General features: G+C 37.3%; 16 protein-coding genes. All 16 read right to left on the reverse strand.

Translation table 11 applies throughout. The features are described from left to right. Nucleotides 1-6: 6 nt before the first annotated feature. Entirely contained in the window at nucleotides 7-975 is a 969-nt protein-coding gene (rfaD, locus tag ACDD58_RS00900) for an ADP-glyceromanno-heptose 6-epimerase (protein ID WP_370775098.1), read from the reverse strand. A 2-nt stretch (nucleotides 976-977) separates the two neighbouring features. Next, entirely contained in the window at nucleotides 978-1,463 is a 486-nt protein-coding gene (gene rfaE2, locus ACDD58_RS00905; RefSeq protein WP_370775100.1) for a D-glycero-beta-D-manno-heptose 1-phosphate adenylyltransferase, read from the reverse strand. Continuing rightward, entirely contained in the window at nucleotides 1,453-2,442 is a 990-nt protein-coding gene (locus tag ACDD58_RS00910) for a bifunctional heptose 7-phosphate kinase/heptose 1-phosphate adenyltransferase (RefSeq protein ID WP_370775102.1), read from the reverse strand. The genes rfaE2 and ACDD58_RS00910 overlap by 11 nt, the downstream gene beginning before the upstream one ends. Before the next feature lie 10 nt (nucleotides 2,443-2,452). Then, nucleotides 2,453-3,028, reverse strand: a complete 576-nt coding sequence (locus ACDD58_RS00915) for an SIS domain-containing protein (protein WP_370775104.1) — start codon at nucleotides 3,026-3,028, stop codon at nucleotides 2,453-2,455. Between the two features lies 1 nt (nucleotide 3,029). After that, nucleotides 3,030-3,584 carry a D-glycero-alpha-D-manno-heptose-1,7-bisphosphate 7-phosphatase gene (locus tag ACDD58_RS00920; RefSeq protein WP_370775106.1) on the reverse strand — a complete coding sequence of 185 codons (555 nt, stop codon included), beginning with the start codon at nucleotides 3,582-3,584 and terminating at the stop codon, nucleotides 3,030-3,032. Next, nucleotides 3,585-4,796 (reverse strand): glycosyltransferase family 9 protein, encoded by a 1,212-nt coding sequence (locus ACDD58_RS00925; protein ID WP_370775109.1) that lies wholly within the window; start codon nucleotides 4,794-4,796, stop codon nucleotides 3,585-3,587. Continuing rightward, a complete protein-coding gene (locus ACDD58_RS00930) occupies nucleotides 4,796-5,782 on the reverse strand; it encodes a glycosyltransferase family 2 protein (protein WP_370775111.1) in 987 nt (328 codons plus the stop codon). Before ACDD58_RS00930 ends, ACDD58_RS00925 begins: the two co-directional genes overlap by 1 nt. 93 nt (nucleotides 5,783-5,875) lie before the next feature. Beyond that, nucleotides 5,876-6,808: an NAD-dependent epimerase/dehydratase family protein gene (locus ACDD58_RS00935; RefSeq protein ID WP_370775113.1), complete on the reverse strand. Its 933-nt coding sequence runs from the start codon at nucleotides 6,806-6,808 to the stop codon at nucleotides 5,876-5,878. Between the two features lie 3 nt (nucleotides 6,809-6,811). Beyond that, nucleotides 6,812-7,897, reverse strand: coding sequence for a CDP-glucose 4,6-dehydratase (rfbG, locus tag ACDD58_RS00940; RefSeq protein WP_370775115.1), 1,086 nt, complete (start codon nucleotides 7,895-7,897; stop codon nucleotides 6,812-6,814). Nucleotides 7,898-7,902: 5 nt separating this feature from the next. Continuing rightward, a complete protein-coding gene (locus ACDD58_RS00945) occupies nucleotides 7,903-9,735 on the reverse strand; it encodes a thiamine pyrophosphate-binding protein (protein WP_370775117.1) in 1,833 nt (610 codons plus the stop codon). Between the two features lie 3 nt (nucleotides 9,736-9,738). Then, complete coding sequence (gene rfbH / locus ACDD58_RS00950; RefSeq protein WP_370775119.1) at nucleotides 9,739-11,076, reverse strand: lipopolysaccharide biosynthesis protein RfbH; 1,338 nt, start codon at nucleotides 11,074-11,076, stop codon at nucleotides 9,739-9,741. Between the two features lie 42 nt (nucleotides 11,077-11,118). Beyond that, nucleotides 11,119-11,895 (reverse strand): glucose-1-phosphate cytidylyltransferase, encoded by a 777-nt coding sequence (gene rfbF / locus ACDD58_RS00955; RefSeq protein ID WP_370775121.1) that lies wholly within the window; start codon nucleotides 11,893-11,895, stop codon nucleotides 11,119-11,121. 30 nt (nucleotides 11,896-11,925) lie between these two features. Beyond that, nucleotides 11,926-14,040, reverse strand: a complete 2,115-nt coding sequence (locus ACDD58_RS00960) for an ArnT family glycosyltransferase (protein WP_370775123.1) — start codon at nucleotides 14,038-14,040, stop codon at nucleotides 11,926-11,928. Between the two features lie 91 nt (nucleotides 14,041-14,131). Further along, a complete protein-coding gene (locus tag ACDD58_RS00965; protein ID WP_370775126.1) occupies nucleotides 14,132-15,373 on the reverse strand; it encodes a hypothetical protein in 1,242 nt (413 codons plus the stop codon). Between the two features lie 10 nt (nucleotides 15,374-15,383). Beyond that, a complete protein-coding gene (locus ACDD58_RS00970) occupies nucleotides 15,384-18,065 on the reverse strand; it encodes a CDP-glycerol glycerophosphotransferase family protein (RefSeq protein ID WP_370775128.1) in 2,682 nt (893 codons plus the stop codon). 166 nt (nucleotides 18,066-18,231) lie between these two features. Beyond that, a complete protein-coding gene (locus ACDD58_RS00975; protein ID WP_370775131.1) occupies nucleotides 18,232-20,829 on the reverse strand; it encodes a right-handed parallel beta-helix repeat-containing protein in 2,598 nt (865 codons plus the stop codon). Nucleotide 20,830: the final 1 nt, after the last annotated feature.

Genomic DNA, 20,830 nt, shown 5'->3' on the forward strand with positions numbered 1-20,830 from the left:
CCAATATTAGTATGTCTCATAGTTCTTCATCAGATAATTCTGAACGTAATCTTTTGCTCCATCTTCAAGAGAATAAAAATCATCTGCATATCCTACGCTTCTTAATTTTTCCATATTTGCCTGTGTGTAATACTGATACTTTGCCCGCAGGCTTTCCGGCATTTCAATATATTTGATATTTGGTTCTAAGCCCATTGCCTTAAATGTAGATGCAGCCAGATCATAAAAACTTCTTGCCTGTCCGGTACCAAGGTTAAATAATCCGCTTACCTCTTCATGTTCTATCATGAATTTAACAACTTTACAGATATCTTTCACATATACAAAATCTCTAAGCTGTCCACCATCTTCGTATCCTTCTTTATATGATTTAAACAGTCCCATCTCACCTGTTTCATTAATCTTATTAAAAGAATGGAAGATAACGCTGGCCATGCTGCCCTTGAAATATTCATTTGGTCCATATACATTAAAGAACTTGAAACCAACATGCTGTTTCGGCGCAATTGTCTGTTTCTCCGCCCATAAATCGAATAACTGTTTAGAATATCCATATCCATTTAATGGACGTAATCTCTTGATATCTTCCTTATCATCAAATCCTTCTTTTCCGTCACCATAAGTAGCTGCACTGCTTGCATAAATAAAACTGATCTGATTCTCCGTGCAGAATTTCCATAAGGTTTTTGTATATTCGTAATTGTTCTTATATAAAAAGTCAAAATTTCTCTCTGTAGTAGCTGAGCAGGCTCCCATATGAATAATATGTGTCACCTTTCCTGCGTACTCCGGCAGTTTTTCTAAAAATTCATCACGATTAATGTATTCTGTATATTTTTTATTACGCATGTTCATCCATTTATCGGTTTCACAAATATGGTCAACAATCGTAATATCCTCTATTCCCATATCATTTAATGTTCTGACAATACAACTTCCTATAAAACCTGCTCCACCTGTTACTATTACGCTCATAATTATTCTCCTTTCATTACTCTCATAATCTTCTCTATAATATTGGTTGTTGAACACCCATCTACCATACTGACGTATTCGACATTTCCACCATATTTAGCTGTGGCATCCATCTCCGGAATCCATTTTCCCTCATAATCACCACCTTTAATAAAGCTATCCGGCTGAATGATATCTATCATCCGACATGGTGTAGTCTCATCAAATATGCATACATAATCCACACACCCTAAACCGGCAATAACAACTGCCCTCTCCTGTTGTGGCACAATCGGTCTTAAATCCCCTTTCAGTTGCTTTACGGAACTGTCTGAATTCAAAAACAGCACAAATACATCTCCTTTAGCTGCTGCCTCTTCCAAATATGTCACATGGCCTGCATGAATGATATCAAAGCAGCCACTTGTTGCTACTACCTTTTTCCCTTCATTTTTCAGTCTGCTAACCACCTGACGCAGTTTATCAGCCCCAACAATTTTATTCTTCATTAATTCTCCCTATCAGCTCTTCCCTTGTGATCGGTGCTGTTCCAACTTTGCTGATAACTACACTAGCAGCATAATTTGCGAGCTGTACAGCCTCCTCAATACAGAGTCCACTAACCATTCCTAATGTGATCGTACTGATAACCGTATCACCAGCGCCTGTAACATCATATACCTGTACCGCTTTTGATGGGAAATCCATACGTTTCTGATCCGGCAGAAATACTGATATTCCATCTGCACCTCTGGTAACGATCAGGCACTTAGCTCCTGATTTATATAAATATATTTTTCCCGCCTCATTTAAGCTGTTATCATCTGTAATCTTCATTCCTACAGCTTCCTCTAATTCAAGATTATTTGGTTTGACAAAATCGGCATTTTTAAAGGCCTCTATTTTTCTGCTTTTTGAATCTATCGAAATCAGCACATCATGTTCATTACAGATTCGAATAATTTCTGTTACAAATGCGCTGCTTTCAAGAACCCCTTTTTTATAATCAGACAACACAACTGCATCTAGTTCATCCACATTTCCTTTTAAATATGAAATTATTTTTTCTTGTATTTCTTCTGTAATGCATCCAGTTACTTCATTATCCATTCGTAACAACTGTTGTCCTTTTGTAGCAAATCGGGTTTTAACAATTGTTGGTCTCTTTTCTTCTTCATAAATACCATCTATATGCATTTTCTGCTCTTTTAAATGCATACGAAGCCATTTTCCCGCATCATCTTCTGCCGCAGTTCCAACTACAAACACATCACAGCCTAATGTTTTAATATTATTAGCAACATTAGACGCACCACCCGCTTCTAACCGTTTCTCTTTAAAATTTAAAACCGGTACCGGTGCTTCTGGTGATATTCTTCTGACATTTCCTGTAACATACTCATCAACCATTAAATCGCCGATAACAAGTACTCTTTTCTGTGCAAACTTTTTCTCAACTGCACAAATCATATTTTCTTTGCTGCTCATATCTGCCCCCTTACTTTTGAAAAACTCCTCTTTCAATTATTTCACATAACAAATGTACTGTAAATGTATGTACTTCCTGAATACGAGGTGTATTATCAGATGGAACCACAAGTGCAATATCGCACATTTCCTTTATCTTTCCACCACTTTTTCCCAAAAACCCTATTACAAGCATGTCTTTTTTTCTTGCTTCTTTTATCGCCTGAACAATATTATCTGAATTACCGCTTGTTGAAATACCAATAAAAGCGTCTCCTTTTACCCCCATACCCTGTAATTGTCTTGCAAATACCTCATTATATCCATAATCGTTTCCAATACAAGTCATAACAGATGGATCCACACATAAAGACATAGCCGGTATTGCTTTGCGTTCCATAAGAAATCTTCCAACAATTTCCCCTGCAAAGTGCTGTGCATCAGCTGCACTTCCACCATTCCCAGCTAATAAAATTTTGTTTCCATTCTTTATAACCTCTGTTAATTTCATGCCTGCTTCATTTACTAATTCCAAATATCCTGTCTCATTAAGTTTTTCTAATATTATTTTCTTTTCTTCTATTTCATTTAATATCCATTCTACCATTTTAATTTTCTCCTTTTCCCAATATTTCCTTCGCCACTTGTTCTATTCCACCTTTAACGTAATGCACATTGGATAATAACTTATCTCCATAGTCTGCTGCATACACTAAATATCCCTGCGTAATCCCGTTTTCACACAATACTAAGTCCCGCATTTTATCCCCAATAACAATTGACTCTTCGACATCTATATCATAGTCCTTGATTGCCTGTTCAAACATTCCTTTTTTAGGTTTTCTGCAATTACACATTTTTCGGTATTTTTCAATTGGTGCATCGGGCAAATGCGGACAATGATATACAGCATCTATTCCTGCTCCTGCTTTTTCTAATTTCTCCAACATCCAGTTTTCCAACTCATAATATTGTTGTTCGGTGTAATATCCACGACCAATTCCTGATTGGTTCGTTATAATAACCAGCAAATATCCTGCCTCTTTAAACCAGCGCAGCCCATTTAACACTCCGGGTAAAAATTCAAATTCTTCTATCTTATATAAATATTTCTTATCAATATTTATAGTCCCATCACGATCCAAAAAAACAGCTTTTCCCATTTATCCAACTTCCTTTTCTATCAACCCTTTCTCAACCGCTCTCCACACATCTTCTACTGTGTTTTCTAGTACACAAGGATATATGTCTGTCACTTTAAATATACACCGATTATTGCAATTACAACATTTTCCTTTACGACACACAATAATTGGTCTTTGATAATTTTCATTCATTTCTCCATAATCAATAAATGTATTGTAAACATATCTTCCTGTAACTACGCACACTTTTCTTTTTTGTGCCACGGCAATATGATATGCACTAGTATCATTTGTCAGCACAAATGCAGCCCTTCCAATAACTTCTATAAACTCTGGTACATTCGTTTTTTGTACCATATTGCATACCGGTATTTCCGGTATTTCTCTCAAATATCCTTCTATGGTCTCTGCATCACGTTTTGTTCCACATACAACAAGCATCCAGCCTGTCTTTTTATAGATTCTTCTTGTAATTTCAGCAAAGCGCTCAATTGGCCACTGCTTTACCGGCAGACTGGCAGAAGGAAACACAACAAAATATTTTTCCGGCAGTTGCTGTTTTATCTCTATTCTGTTCAAAACAGCCGGATGTGCCACAGGTTTTTCTACTCCAAGCATTTCCCACACTCTTGCATAGAACTTTATCTTATGAAGATTTTTATCTGGAATTTCCAGTACCTGGTCATAAATCTTTTTCCTCATCCATTTCGGACACTGCACTTTCTTATCTGAATTCTCCAGTACTCCTATTTTCATATCCCCACATGCAGCATACGTCGAAAATACATTTGGTGAACATTCTTCACAGCCGATCGGATCAAGTATAATGTCAAAATACATACTGCGTATTTTTTTTATCATTCTGATTCTTCCAAGCGGATTAACCGATGCTTTTGTATATTCAACAGGGATAACTTTATCAAAATATTGTGTAAACAACTCCTCGTATCCCTTTTGACATGCTATGGTTCTTATGTATTCTCCAGACGGATATATTTTCTGCATATTTTCAATCGCACCCAAGAATAAAATGCAATCTCCAAGAGCAAAAGGAAACACCACGAGCACTCTTTTCTTTGAACTGTCTTTTTCCGGTTTTTTTATAAACTTTGCAACCACAGAATCATAAAAGAAAAACAGCATTCTTATATTCTGCAGGACTGGTATTTTCATCAGGATCTGTAATATCTTATAAAAGATCCTACTTTGTCCATTTTCATTTTTACTCATTAGCTGTCTATTTCTCCCACAGTATTTTTATTGCTATCCTCCTGCATATCAAAATTAAGCCTTTTTTCCTCTACTACCAATGGTCTGTGAATAACTCTTGTATTAATATTCAATATATATTCACCCATAAATCCAATAAAAAATAACTGTAATGATCCAAGAAGGAATATACCTATCACCATCGGTGCATTTCCCGCCTGAAATGTTTCCCAATGTAAAAGTTTATATACCAGATAAAAGATAGCAATCCCAAAGCTGACAAGCGATGCTCCAAATCCCAGAAAAGTAGCCAGTCTCAGTCCCACCTTCGTATATGATGTAAAGCTCAGCATCGCAGCATCATATAAGCTGTAAAAGTTGTTATGGGTCTTTCCTGCACGACGTCTTGGCTGCTCATATTCTACTTCAATACGGTTGAATCCATGTCCATACTCTGCCACAATACCGCGTATAAAAGGAATTGGATCGTCAAGCTGGCGCAGCAAAGCAATAAAAGATTTATCATACAGACCAAATCCTGTAAAATGCTCAATCATCTCTGTCGTAGACATATTTCTGATAATCTTATAATACATTGTACGAAGCAGGTATATAAAACGGTTCTCCTTACTGCTTGTCTTAATTCCACTGACGATCTTATGCCCTTTCTCCCATTCATGCACAAAAATCGGTATTAATTCTACCGGATCCTGAAAATCACAGCACATGCAGATGACGCAATCACCGGATGCCTGACACATCGCGTAAAATGGAGAATTGAACTGGCCAAAATTCGTTACGTTAAAAATAGCCTTAACCTTTTTTTTCTTTGCACAGATCTCTTCTAACTTATCTCTCGTTCCATCTGTAGAACAATTATCTATAAACAGAATCTCATAGTCATATTCAGATAATGCCTCTTCAAGAACATTCTCAACAGCAAAACTGATCAGTTCCACATTCTCAACCTCGTTAAAGCATGGAATGACTATACTTATTTTCTTCATATCTTCCGTTCCAATCTATATTTCTATTAAAAAATTTCAAAAAATCCGTTATATTCTGCTATTATACTCTTTGTTGATAGTAACGTCAACGTTTCAGCCTTCCACTCTTATCCCCGCAATGACTTCACGGATACCATCCGCAAAGGAAACTTCCGGCATAAATCCTGTATCTTCTGTCAATTCACGTATATCAGCTCCAAGATACATAACCTGCCCATCTATATACGGTATTTCTCCAAAGCATGGTCTTCCCGCATTCGGATTTATCTCCAAAACTGCACAATATATTTCCTGTATGTATTCTTTCAGCGTCTTTATGCTGCCGCTCCCCAACACATATACTTTACCATCAGTCCCTTTTTTCCAGAGTCTCCATAACGCCTCTGCAGCATCTTTGCTATATAAATAATCCCATTTCTGTTCTCCGGCTGTAAATTTCATCTTTTTTCCTTCGAGCATCGTTCGGATTGCGCTGCTTATCATAGTATTGGGTCCATCATATGGACCATAAACACTAAGGATTCTTACCCATATGTGTTTTATTCCAAGTTGATGGCAAAGTTCCCGGCTCATCTCCCCTGCACACAGTTTTGCCATTCCATATCCATTTTCCGGAAAAACCGGCGTCTGCGAAGTCAGATTGTTTTCTGTTCTTCCATATTCAGCCTGAGAGCCGGCACCAATAAAAAACTTACAGCCAAAACGCTGCGCCAGCCGCACAGCGTCTATCGTATATTCAATATTCCTGCATTGAAGCTCCATATCATTTCTTGCAGCCCCCGTGGTTCCCATCCACCCAAAATGAAACATGGCATCGTATTTTTCATTTTCTGCCGGCTGCAGTTTATGAAATTCAGATAAATCTGCCTCTTTTACTGTCACAAAAAGATTCTCAGGAATATCAGCTATTCTCTTAGAACCCTTGTGACAGAGAGCCAGCACTTCTGTTTTTTCAGCTATACATTTCTGAATCAATGCCATTCCCACCGCTCCAGTGGGACCTGTTATGATCACTCTCTTTTTCATATGCTATTTTCCATTCTGCCCGGATAATTTAACGAAATCCTTTATCTGGTTTCGTGTACATTCCTCCAGATTTCCATTTTGACGATAACATGCATACCATTCAACAGTCTTGTCGACTGCCTGTTCCACATTCCAGCAGGATTTCCATTCAAATGTACGTTTCAGCCTTGAACAGTCAAGTTTCAAATAATTTGCTTCGTGCGGGCCACCCATTTGCACACTGTTCCACACCAGTTCTTTTCCTGTATGTTTCTTCCAGTCCCTGCAAAACAGATCAGCAAGCTGTCCGGTCGTCAGACAGTCACTCTCATCCGGACCCACATTATAATTTCCGGCAAATTTTTTATCTTCCCACTGCTTTTTCAGTATCATCAGATATACGCTTACCGGCTCTAACACATGTTGATACGGACGGATCGAATTTGGATTTCTGACCTCGATTTTTTTTCCTTCTACAGCAGCCCTCATACAATCCGGCACAATACGGTCTGCTGCAAAATCACCACCGCCTATCACATTTCCCGCTCTCACGGTTGAAATTGCCAGTTTTCTGCCTGTTCCATCAAAAAAGGACTTTTGGTAACAGGCTGTAACAAGTTCAGAACAGGACTTCGAATTGGAATATGGATCGTACCCATTTAATCTTTCATTCTCACGATATCCCCACTCCCATTCATGGTTCTCGTATACTTTATCTGTAGTAACATTTACAAATGATTGTACGCAATCGTTTTTCCGGATACATTCCATGATATTAACGGTTCCCATGACATTTACTTCATATGTGTATACCGGTCTTGCATAACTTTCCCTCACAATTGGCTGTGCAGCCATGTGTACCATAAATTCAGGCTGTACCTCGCGGATCGTATGATTCAGCAGATCCAGATTCCTGATATCTCCATAAACAGTGTGCATTTCATTTTTTAATCCACACAATTCAAACATTGATGGTTCCGTCGGTGCCTCCAACGAATATCCGGTTACATCCGCCCCCGCTTCTAAAAGCAGGCTGCTCATCCAGCTTCCCTTAAATCCGGTATTTCCTGTAATTAAAATTTTCTTTCCTTTAAAAAAATTCCAGTCCATACTCACTATACTCTCTCCTCGTAAAACAATGGGATAAACATCTGCTGTTTTAATTCTTCCTCCGAAAGAAATGGTGCTAAATCTTCAAGTGGTGCTGATACCATACTTCCGTCTTCTAAACGTTTGCTGGCACATTTTGGTTCAAATTTCTGCTGTGTGTCCACAAAAACCTCGCAGATTGCCGGTCCCTGCATCTGTAATGTTTTCTCAATTTCTTCCAATTTATAGTTGTCGTTTATCTTTTGATAAGGATATCCATATGCCCAAGCCAGTTTTTCCATGGAAGGGAAACTGAGATCTCCGCTATCCTCTCCAATACCGACTAACGACTCGCCAAAGAAGTTTTTCTGTGTCTGTCTGATAGAATGATATCCACCATTATTGATAACAAATATTTTGATCGGTAATCTGTGGTGTATGATCGTCTGTAATTCCTGCAGATTCATCTGAATGCTGCCTTCTCCGGTAATACAGATCATATCCTGTTCTCCGGAAGCAATGCAGGCACCGATTGCTGCCGGCAGATCATATCCCATCGATGCCACTGCAGAATTTATAATAAATCTCTGACCTCTTTTTATTTCATATGCATGGCTTCCAACCACACAGGCTGATCCGTTTCCTACGACAGTAATTTTATTTTCTGGTAGCAAACTGCTCAGTTTACCTATAAAAGCATACACGTTCACAGCTCCGTTTTGTGCTATATGTTTCTCCTGTACCACAGGATAACTTTTCTTCCAGTTCTGACAGCATCTGATCCATTCCTGCTGATCTTTTTTCTCTTCTTCCGTCACTTTTTCTTCCAGATTACGTTCTAATGCCTCTAATAAATCTTTTGCATCAGCCCACACAGGCATGTCCACATGCAGATCCGGCTTTTTTAACTCTTCCTGATCCACGTCCTCAATGATCGTATATGCTGCCCTTGCCCAGCTCTGATACTGATAGCCAACCTGCCTTATACTAAGACGGCTTCCTATCGACAAAAGCAGATCACTATTTTGTACTGCCCAGTTTCCTGCACGATCACCCATGATTCCTGCACGTCCCGTATAAAGTGGATGTGTATCATAAATTAAATCTATACTGTTCCAGCCAGTCACTACCGGTATACCCAGTTTTTCAACGACTCTTAAAAATACCTCTGCTGCCCCGGCAATGCGAATACCATTCCCGGCATTTAAGACCGGACGCTTTGCTTTTCGTATTTTTGCAATAATCTCTTTTGCCAGCTCATCCGTCACCTTTGGCACAGTATCTTTTTCCTCTTCCTTTGGATCAAAGCCACACAGCCGCTCTGTTTCTATATAAGCGCCCTGAATATTTAACGGAATATCAAGCCATACCGGTCCCGGTCTTCCTGTCTTTGCGAGATAGAGTGCCTTTTCCAGACAATACCGAATATCTGCCGGATCTGTTACCATCCATGCGTACTTTGTAATATGTGAGACCATTTTTACAATATCAAACTCCTGATCTCCATATGACCGTATATTTAACCCTGTACTTCTCACTGTTGTATCATACCTGACCTGCCCTGACAAAATAAGCATCGGTATAGAGTCTAACCAACCGCCTAACACGCCGGTGATTGCATTCGTACCTCCCGGTCCGGTAGTCACACACACGGCAGCCATCTGATTATTGATCCTGGCATAGCTTTCTGCTGCAATCGCACATGCCTGCTCATGATGATTATAGATGCATGTCAGTCCTTCTTTATGTCCAAGACCATCATTTAAATGCATCGCCCCTCCGCCTGTTACAGAGAAAACATGATGGATTCCGTTTTCAACCAACACATCTGCAATATAATCTGCTACTCTTATCTTCATAACTTATTCCTCTACAGCCTCAATCATCGTTTTTGCCATATAATCGATCATTTCATCTGTCATTCCCGGATATACTCCAACCCAGAATGAGTTCTCCATAATCGTATCTGTCACAGTAAGATCGCCTACCACACGATATCCGCTCTGATTTCTTCTCATCCCATCAAAGCATGGATGCTTTGTCAGGTTACCTGCAAAAAGCATTCTTGTCTGAACACCTTTTTCTTCGATATAAGGTACGACCTTATTTCGATCCACACCCTCTTTGCATGTAACAATAAAACCAAACCAGCTCGGCACCGCATGTTCTGTTGCCTGTGGAAGGATCAGCTTATCCGATACCACCTGAAGTTTTTCATACAGACGATTAAAATTATAGATTCTGCGTTTCACAAAAGAAGGAAATTTTTCCAGCTGCGCACATCCCACTGCTGCCTGCATATCAGTTGCTTTCAGGTTATAACCAAAATGTGAATAAACATATTTATGATCGTACCCCAATGGTAATTCTCCATACTGACGGTCAAATCTGTGTCCACAAAGATTGTCTTTTCCTGACGGGCATACGCAGTCTCTTCCCCAGTCCCTGAACGAACGGATTATTTTATGAAGCAGCGGATTATCTGTATATACAGCTCCACCTTCTCCCATCGTCATATGGTGTGGCGGGTAAAAACTTGATGTTCCGATATCTCCTACTGTCCCAGTCATTTTTACTTCTCCATCAATCTCATAGGTACTTCCCAATGCATCACAGTTATCTTCAACAAGCCACAGATCATATTTTTTACAAAAATCTTTTACGGCTTTTAAATTAAATGGATTTCCAAGTGTATGTGCGATCATGACTGCCTTTGTTTTTTCCGATACTGCTTTCTCAAGCATCGTGACATCAATATTATACTCCGGTATCGTGACATCTACAAATACCGGTACTGCTCCATACTGTATTATAGGGGTTACGGTAGTAGGAAATCCTGCTGCGACCGTAATGACTTCATCCCCTCTTTTGATCTGACGCTCCTTAAGAAGTGGAGAGGTTAATGCCATAAATGCCAGAAGATTCGCAGATGATCCGGAATTTACCAGTAAACAGTATTTCACATTCAGATATCTTGCAAATTCTGTTTCAAACTGCTCTGCATAACGTCCTGCTGTCAACCAGAATTCCAGTGCGCTGTCAACCAGATTTACCATCTCATGTGAATCATACACACGGGACGCATACGGTATTCTGTCGCCTTCCTTATAATCAGGCTTTTTATGATACAAATCACAATATTCTTTCACACTCTTAAGAATCGCATCTCTTGCCTGCTGTTCATTCATATTTTCAAACATAATTCTTCTCCGCCTTCTATATCTATCATCGTTTTTCTGATTTTATTTCCATACTTTCCATGGTGCATTGCCAGATGCCCACATCTCGTTTAACTTGTCCATTTCACGTTTTGTATCCATGCACTGCCAGAAACCATCATATTTATAAGCAGTAATCTGGCGTTCCGCTGCGAGTCTCTCCAGAGGATCTTTTTCAAAAACAGTCTCATCCCCTTCAATATAGTCAAAAATTTCCGGTTCTAATACCATATATCCGACATTGATCCGGTTACTGTCCGCTTTTCGTTTTTCCCTGAAAGAAATAACACTGTCATCTTCTGCAATGTCAAGCACTCCAAAACGCTGCTCCAATGATACTGCAGTAATCGTTGCTATTTTTCCATGCGCTTTATGAAATTCAAGGAGCTCATTCATATTGATATCAGAAACCCCATCTCCATAGGTCATCATAAATGATTCATCTCCAATATAACGCTGCACTCTTTTGATTCGTCCACCTGTCATGGTATCTAATCCAGTATCAACCAGAGTTACTTTCCACGGTTCTGCAACATTATTGTGAACTGTCATGCGGTTATCCGCTGAAAAATCAAATGTAACATCACTGTTATGTAAATAATAATCTGCAAACCATTCTTTAATCACATGCTGCTTGTATCCGCAGCAGATTATAAACTCATTAAATCCATAAAAAGAATATTCTTTCATGATATGCCATAAAATAGGCTTTTCCCCAATCTCAATCATTGGCTTTGGTTTTAAATGGCTCTCTTCACTGATTCTTGTACCATATCCACCAGCCAGAATTACTACTTTCATATATTTCCTCCGCTTTACGACACAATTTTATCATTTAGTACCATAAACTGCATACGTATCCATTTCCCAATTCATTATTTTATAAGTACGATATTTTTCAATTTTGTAATTTTCCAGAAACCATTGTGTCGTTTTTTCTTCATCCGTCTTCTCTGGAATTTTAATATAATATACTCTATTGTATCGTGACAGATCCATCGTATTTTCACTGTTAAATGTTTTTACTCTTACTTTGACATCCCCATCCTGCTTAAAATTATTCAGATTTGCACCATCAAAGTAAATCTTGCCTGCATATTCTGAATACCAGAGTAATCCCCAGACCGCATATTTTGCACGTTTTCCATTAGAATATGGATAAGTAACATCCTCCATAATAAATAATGTCTTTTCTCCCGGTCTGACATCCTGTACAAATTGCAAAAGCAACTGATTCAGATAAGTATATTGAAAATTATATACACATGCATCTGAATATGGTAATTCTTTTTTACAATATGAAGTTGTCAGCAAAGATCCATTTCCTGTATCAACTGTTGCGTATGCATATTGGGAAACCAGATCAAGTCCGACAAAATTCTGGCAAAACGACAGCATTGCCGTAATTATCATCGCATTTCTTGCCACCATCTTTCTGTATGCCAGCAATAATATCGCTGCATACATTCCTATTAACAGAACAATCGGCTGATAATATCTCGGATGCGTATATGTCAGGTAAATGCAATGAACAATCACAAACATTAAAACCGCCATACTTAATGATATCACATATTTATTTTTCCATATCCTGCCCACCCTTTTTATATCTATCCATAAAAAAATGACTATAATACACCAATAAACCCACTGGAAATTCAAAAGAAATAAATTTTTTAACCTTAATGCGATATAATCTATCCCAAGGAATCCAATTGAATTAAGTTTTTCCATCGGTCCATATGTAGCCTCTACCTTAGGATATAATATTGAAAATATCATACCTGCAATAATGATCCCAAGGATTGTATATTGTAGTAATTTAGCAGTATTTTCATTCCACTTTCTATATACCAGAAATAAAATCAACAATCCAAATATGAAAAAAACAATCCCTGTTCCTAAAACCTTTACATCCAAAATTCTTTTCCTGTCTAACCACATTGAATTTTGCTTTGTAAAGAGAATAACCCCCCATAAAATAACAGGCAAAAAAGAGATTCCTTTTTCCAATATAATTTTATATTTTGGTTCTGTTCTTTGTTCCGTCATTTCCAGAAAAAGATAGCAAAAACTAAAAGCCCCCAAAAGCACTACTGCCGTTTCTTTGGTCATGACCATAATAAATGCCGTTACAAACTGCATAAACTTGTAATTTTTTTTATGAGCCAGCAAAAAATATATAAAAAAATTGGTCATAATATAGTCGGTAGAAATCGCACCATTCACTCCATAATAAAGGGGCATAACCACAACCATACATGTCGCAAGAACCAGATAATAACTTTTTCTTCTCGGATATGTCTCCCTCAGGATAACATAAACAGAAATACCTGTTAACATTCCCAGAATTAAATTTATCCATATTAAACAATTAACATTTCCCCGAAAAATAAAATAGCCATACTCATATACTGCTGCAAATCCCATAGAAATGTGACCATAATTGATAACTTGCAGACTACTTAACGTAAAGTCAAACTGTTGTGCCATTGCGAGCACCTGCTGTGCATAATCCAGAGAATCCCATCGATACATCTCTTTCGACTGAATATAAATCATGCCGGCAAAGACACAAGCAATTACCACAAGCGGCAGATATATCTTTCCTCTGCTCCACCGGATTTTCTTTTTTATTTTACCATTTGTCCAAATTGACAGTCCTATCCAGCAACCCTGTAATATCAGAAGAAATGCTTCTATCACGATCAATTTATAGCGCTCTTTATTCGTCACATCGGAAATTAAAGCAAAAATATAAAAACTAATACCATAAATATATACGATTGTCAGCTGCCACGTTTCTTTTATGGTCTTTTTTTTATATGTTTTGCTGACAAGTGCGATTATAACGGATATACATAAAGCAGCTACCGCTCCTTTAAAAACATAATCTCCTGCCGTTCTATTTCCAGCGGAATATATGACAATTGAAATTAATAACAATCCATATGATATACTCTTTCTAAGAGTGTCTATTACCATCTTGTAAATCCTTTTCCCTGAATCAATATACGAACCCCCTATAAAACATTACCTATTTCGACAGGTTCGTAACATACTTTCCCATATAGATACATTCTACATATAGTATTGACGGATCTATCTCTGCCGGCAGGATACATTCATATATCCGTTCCTGCCTCTCAACATGATTCAAACACCGATATACTTTTTCGCCCTTTTCTTTGTATACAAATGGATACTCTTTCTCACCATCTGTCAGATAGAATATTATTTGATTTTCCTGCAATGGATGATAACTAACCCCTATGATTTTGTGATTATCTGATTCATCTGCGTGCATGATAAAAGTTTCTGCATTTTTTATATCAAAAAAAAGCATATTTTTATAATAAAATTTTCCATTTCTGCATACGACTTTACCAGCAATATCCTCACCATCTTTTAATGAAAATGCATACCGTCTGGTTGCCGCATTCATATTTGCACGATTAATGACTGCGTCATCTATCTTTTCTAAGGCTTCCTGTAGCCATAATTCGTATCTTCTGATTTCTTCTTCAGACAAGATGTTTTCAACCTTATCCTTCATAGATTCTGCTAACTGCGTCATATATATAAGATCCAATTGTTCCCTGCGTGCTTTAGAAGCATCTGCCTTTAGCCTCTGTATTTCCATTCCAAAATCCGGCAGCTGTTTAAAGTACCACTCTTTTTGCTTTTCCTTATATATTTTTTTTCCTGTAAGCCGCTCCTTTTCAAGAACGATCATATACTCTGCTTTCGTCGTAATTAACGCAAGCTGATGCATAACCTCTATTTTTTCATTTGCCAGAACGATTTTTTCAACTTCCTTATCATAATGTCTGGAAAAGATGTATTTTCCAAGTTCACCTTGGAATTTCCACATCTGATTTAATACAAATTCAACACTATTTTCTGTCTCATTTTCCGCTGTTTCTTCTTTATATTTCTCAAGTGCAAAATCTATTGGATCTATGGACTCCTGTTCCATCCGTACAACTGTTTCAAATGCCAAAGGAGACCATTCCTGTCCTTCCTGCAGACAGCTTATCCACGTCCCCTGTACCTGTGAAAAATCCAATCTGCCTAAAAGTAAAACATTTTCGCTAAAAGAAGCGGCAAACTCTGTGCAAAACTGCAGATACTCTTTTTCTACTCTGCTGTCTGCCAAAAGAATCACCTGTATCTCACTATTAAAATCCAGAGTCTGTCCTTTTAAAGAGTTCAAAGTCTGCTTTAATTTCTTTTTATTTTTTACCAGCTCCACTATCACAGAAAATTTATATGCCATTCTTCTTCCTCTACTTTCCAATTTCCCTTATTGCCTGATACACACGTTCACAATTATTCTGATCAAGCGCAAAATAAAATGACTCAATTCGATTTAAATATTCTTTTTCTAACATGCACCCGCTTCTGACAGCCTCTATAATCACATTAACAGTGCTCTCATAGTCACAGCATACCGGTCCAAATCCCATCTGTTCATAATCCCAGTATCCCCTATCATATATTTGTTCTGCAAAAAATTCTTCCTTGTCTGGCTGTGCATAAATAACCGGCTTTTTCAAATATGCAAAATCATATGCTACACTGGAATAATCCGTAATCAACAGAGCATTTTCCCTGAACTCTTTTTGATAATCTACTATATCTGCTGACACCTCTATCACTTCATTTCCGCAAAAATCCGAAGCATTTGCAATATTATTGGTATGTACACAGAATTTACCTTTATATCCATTTTCCTTTAAGGCTTTTTTTATGCGTTCATCATTGATAAGCCTGTTATAGAATTTGCAATATTCTGAATTCTGAAATGCCGGATTATACGGTCTCATTCCGGTAACCGGATCCATCTGGATTGCAAGTCCAGCCCGCCAGGTTGGCATAAACACGATCTTTTTTTCACATGGAATATCCTGCACCAAAGTATCATATCTAGGAAGTCCTGTCAGCTTTATAACATCTTTTCCATACATATATGGATAATCTAGAATAGACTGATATTCCGGCTTTGCAGAAGTAATAAACAGATTAATATTCTTATTCGATTTATTCAGCCATGTAGAAAGATCATCTTTGATAATCCCATGCTGCAAAAAAACATAGTCGTAATGAAACAGGTTTCCTAAATACCGTTTCATACCGTAAAACGGATTTACGATATTATCCTCCCCCTGTGAAGATATAATCTTATCCGCAAGCAATGTATATAATTTACATTTTTTTGAGCCATATGGGATCACCTTTCCTATTTTTCTGATCCGTGTATAATCCTTTGATTTATCAGATATGACAAAATAAAAGTCAACATCTGACGGACGTTTTTTCGCCAGATACCGAAAAAATGCTTCTCCATTATCTCCTGCTACATTGATGCGATCCGAAATCATCCAGATTTTCTTTCGGTGAAATTTTCGTGTCATGAAATATTTTTTGCGATACCATAAGATTTCTTTTTTTGTTTCATCATCAATTTCTAAATTATTTAATTCTTCGCAAAAGTATTTTTCCTGTTTTCTTACCAACGCTTTATTGCATTCTTGTATATGAATCCTATACAAATCTTTTGTTAACAAATAATTTTCCTGCACAAAATAGTCTGATTCCATCTCTTTGTTATAAAACTTAGAGAATTTTCCGCAGACAATTTGGGGAGTAAAGCAGAATTCTCCCTGAAATACAGCTCTGACCTCTATCCATTTGATTCTGCTTATATCAATCTGCATATCATAATAATAGATATCTGTAACCTTTCTATTCCAGATTTTTCCTTCTTCTGTCTCTAATTTTATCAATTTAACAGGGTATTTTTGACCTTTGTCGTCCATAAAATAAAACTCTAATTCTTCTGTATACTTAAAATCAATTTTTCCACTTAAACAAAGCATATGATCTGATATCTTAATAACGTCAACTCTGAACAACGCATTTTTTTGCAGATTGAATATCTGCACATTATGAAAAAATAATTTTGAATTACTACATACAACCTGCTTTGATATATCCTCATTATATTTTAATGACAATAAGAACAATTTCTTTTTCAGATTAATATCGCGCTGTTTTAAAACAATATCGTCCTCACAGTATTCAAGGAGATTTTGCAATTCACTGATATATTTTTCCTGTTCTTTTTCATCCAGAACCATATGTATTCTGTCATTAAGACGCCATTGCAGATCATAACATACCGCATACTGTACAAATGGAATCACACTTCCCCATTTTTCAATCGAAATATCCATCAATTTTTTATAAAATCTCTGCGGTGTGATCTGATACCAATCCAATGCTTTTTCTTTTCCCTGAATCGCAGAACTATTATTTGCTCTCTTGCGGTAATAATGTGTAGGTTCTGACACAACACCATATTTGTGCTTATCTAATATCTGTTCCATTACATAAACTGCATCTTCCCCATACTTCAGTTCCGGATCAAACATTGTCAGACGCATTGTATCACTTTTCACAAAAGAAGCTGTAATATGAAACTGTGTATATTGGTAATCATCCAATATATTGATCACACGTGACACTGCATATTTATCACCTCTTGAAAGCCGGTGCATCCCTGTCTTTGCCTCAAAAAATTCCTGTTTACAACATACAAGGTTGATCCCTTCCTCATGTTTCTCAAAAAAATCATATACTTTGGAGAATGCATCAGGACTCCACTTGTCATCCGAATCCAGAAAATTCACATACTTTCCTTTTACATAGTCCATGCCGGTATTTCTTGCAACACTGACTCCGGCATTTTTCTGATACACATACTGAATGTTTTGTGGATAACGCTTTGCATATTCTTCACAGATCTGGCGCGACCCATCCGGACTTCCATCATCCACTAACACAATCTGAACATTTTCTTCAAAACCGATATCCTGTTTTATTACTGATTCGATTGTCTCAGCTACATATAATTCCACATTATAAATCGGTATTACTACTGATATTTTAAACTGTTTGTCCGACATTCGCTTTCTCCCATTTTCTTTTGTCTGAGGATTATATTTTTATACTTATACAACAATAAAGCACTTGGGACAAATCGCCTTAAGTGCTTTATCGTTCCTTATGATATCATATCATAAGATACCTTATTATTCCATATTACATTTCGTTTTGATGACATCAATGCCCTTATTTTTTCTTTTTTACAGACGTAGATGCTCTATTGACATAAATCTGGTATTTTGAATTTCCGGAAATCTTGTTTTTCTTAACAGTTCCTGTCGTTGCCTTATTCTGAATCACAAGACCATGCTTTTTATTTTTATTAATTGTTGTTCTTGATAATTCTTTTAACTTTGCTTTACTTGTAACAATAACACCATTCTGCTTATTTTTATTGACCTTACAATTCTTTACGGTAATATTTGTTTTAGAATCTGTTGCACGTATACCATCCTGTTTATTTGACTCAACCGTACAGCCTGTTAATACTGCACTGGACTTTTTTGCTACGTACACACCATATGTACCATTTCCCGATGATGTTGTATTCTTAATAGAATTAATCTTAGCACCACTTCTTACTGCAATACCAGCCTTCTTATTTTCCTTAAAGCTGTTTGACTTCACGCTTTTTACCGTTGCAGCTTCCGCAACCAGTCCATAAGTTCTATTCTTATACACATTATTGGATGCATTCAGTGTCAATGTGCTCTTTGAATATACACCAATTCCTGCACCACCATTAGAATATACTTTTGTTTTTTTAATTGAAGCAGCAGCACTGTCCGACAAATGGATTCCATCTTCTTTGTTCTCATAGAAATTGCAGCTAGACATACTCTTGACTGTGGATTTCACAGCGACAGATATTCCTGCTTTTTTATTTTTTGCACAAGTCACATTATCCATACTAACAATTGTACAATGATCATTTAATAAGATACCATGATTTTTATTATTGTTCAGCTTATTCTTTGTTCCCGAACTGCTCTTTGAAATTGTAATATTTGCATACGGACGACAACCTAATCCATGATCCCCATTATCATTCAATGTAACACCATAAAGATATGACGTAACAACCTTGTCTTTTGTTCCCGTTAAAGCGATACCACAACCATGGTTGTTTTTGCACACCACATTCGTAGCCGTCAATGTAGCACCATTGTATGCTCCTATTCCAGCACATGTGGTATCATCATCCTCTTTCACGTCAGGTCTCGTTCCATTTTTACTATATTCTCCGCCTGTTACCGTAACTTTTGTGCCAATGTCGCTCATTGACATACCGCTCCAATAATTCTGCTGACAGATCACATTGTTAAATACAGCCTCTGTCTTATCATTGCAGTAAATGCCATATCCACCAGCACTTGTATTGAATGTTGATCCAGATACATTAATTCCTTTTGATGTAGTAATAAGCAGACCATGACTGGAATTACTGCTTGCTGTCACATTGGTTACTGTTGCAGTATCAACGCCATTCAGATTTATTCCATAATCCCGGCTGTCAGTTCCATTATTGTTAACAGTCGCATCACTGATTGTAATTTTCTTTGAGGAAGTCACTGCAATACCACTTTTAGCATTTTTGCTGATCACAGCATTCTTTACACTTACCTCCTCGCTTCCCGCAATACGAATTCCACAATTTTTATTAGCACTAATCGTTGTATTTTCTGTTACTGCAACATTCTTGCTGGCATTGATATTAACACCATAGTCACCATTTCCGTTTATTGCAGCATTATCTATTGTTAGTTCTTTCTTCAGACTCTCAACACCAATACCTGATTTTTTGTTATTATTGATGTCTGTTTTAGAAATTTTTATCACACTACAAGATGCCAGACGAATTCCAACATCACCATTTTCTGTTACTGTTCCACCATTAATGGTTATGTTTGCCATTGTATCCAGATTAATACCATAGGAACTGTTGCTGCTTATGGTAACATTATCAAGTGTTACACCTGTTGCGTCTTTCATACGAATACCACAATCTTTACCACCAGTAACAGTAAGATCTTTTAAATTGATATTTTTATTTTTTCCATAAAATCTGAATATTGGTGCTTTGCTGCTTCCCTGCCAAGTTCCCCCTATGACAGTGATACCATTTGCAGACTGTCCATTTGCCGTAAACAAAATTGCATCATCAGCAGCTGCAATTGCCTGAATTACAGCACCTGTAGCAGTGATCGTAATTCCCGAAATACCAGACATATTTATCTTTTTACATGTATATGTTCCTGCTGGAATAACAATGTTTTTGTAAGATTTCAGCGCCGTACTTAGCTCATCTGTAATATCCTCTCCAGACTGTACACTCAAAGTATAAGCAGCCCCGCTCACTTTTAAGTTTTCTATCTTCCCAGTTTCTTCTGTTTGCGCCACAGCTTCTGTTGTGATTGTTTCCTCTTCTACTTCCACTCCTGTTGATTCGTACACAACTTCTTTTGTTTCTGTGTTTTCTTTTGTTTCTGTGTTTTCTTCTGTTTCTGCAGCTTCTTCTGTTTCTGTGTTTTCTTCTGTTTCTGCAGCTTCTTCTGTTTCTGTGTTTTCTTTTGTTTCTGTGTTTTCTTCTGTTTCTGCAGCTTCTTCTGTTTCCACCTCTGTTGATTCAAATGCGATATCTGCAGAATTTCCAACAGTTTCCTCTGCTATGTACTCTGTTGCCGTGGTTTCTTCCGCATATACTGTGGATACTCCACCGTCTAATGACGTTACCAGCATTGCACACATAAGCAGCGACATCAATCTTTTGTTTCTTGCTTTCATA

It is taken from the genome of Roseburia sp., assembly GCF_041325975.1.
GTDB lineage: Bacteria > Bacillota > Clostridia > Lachnospirales > Lachnospiraceae > Roseburia > Roseburia rectibacter.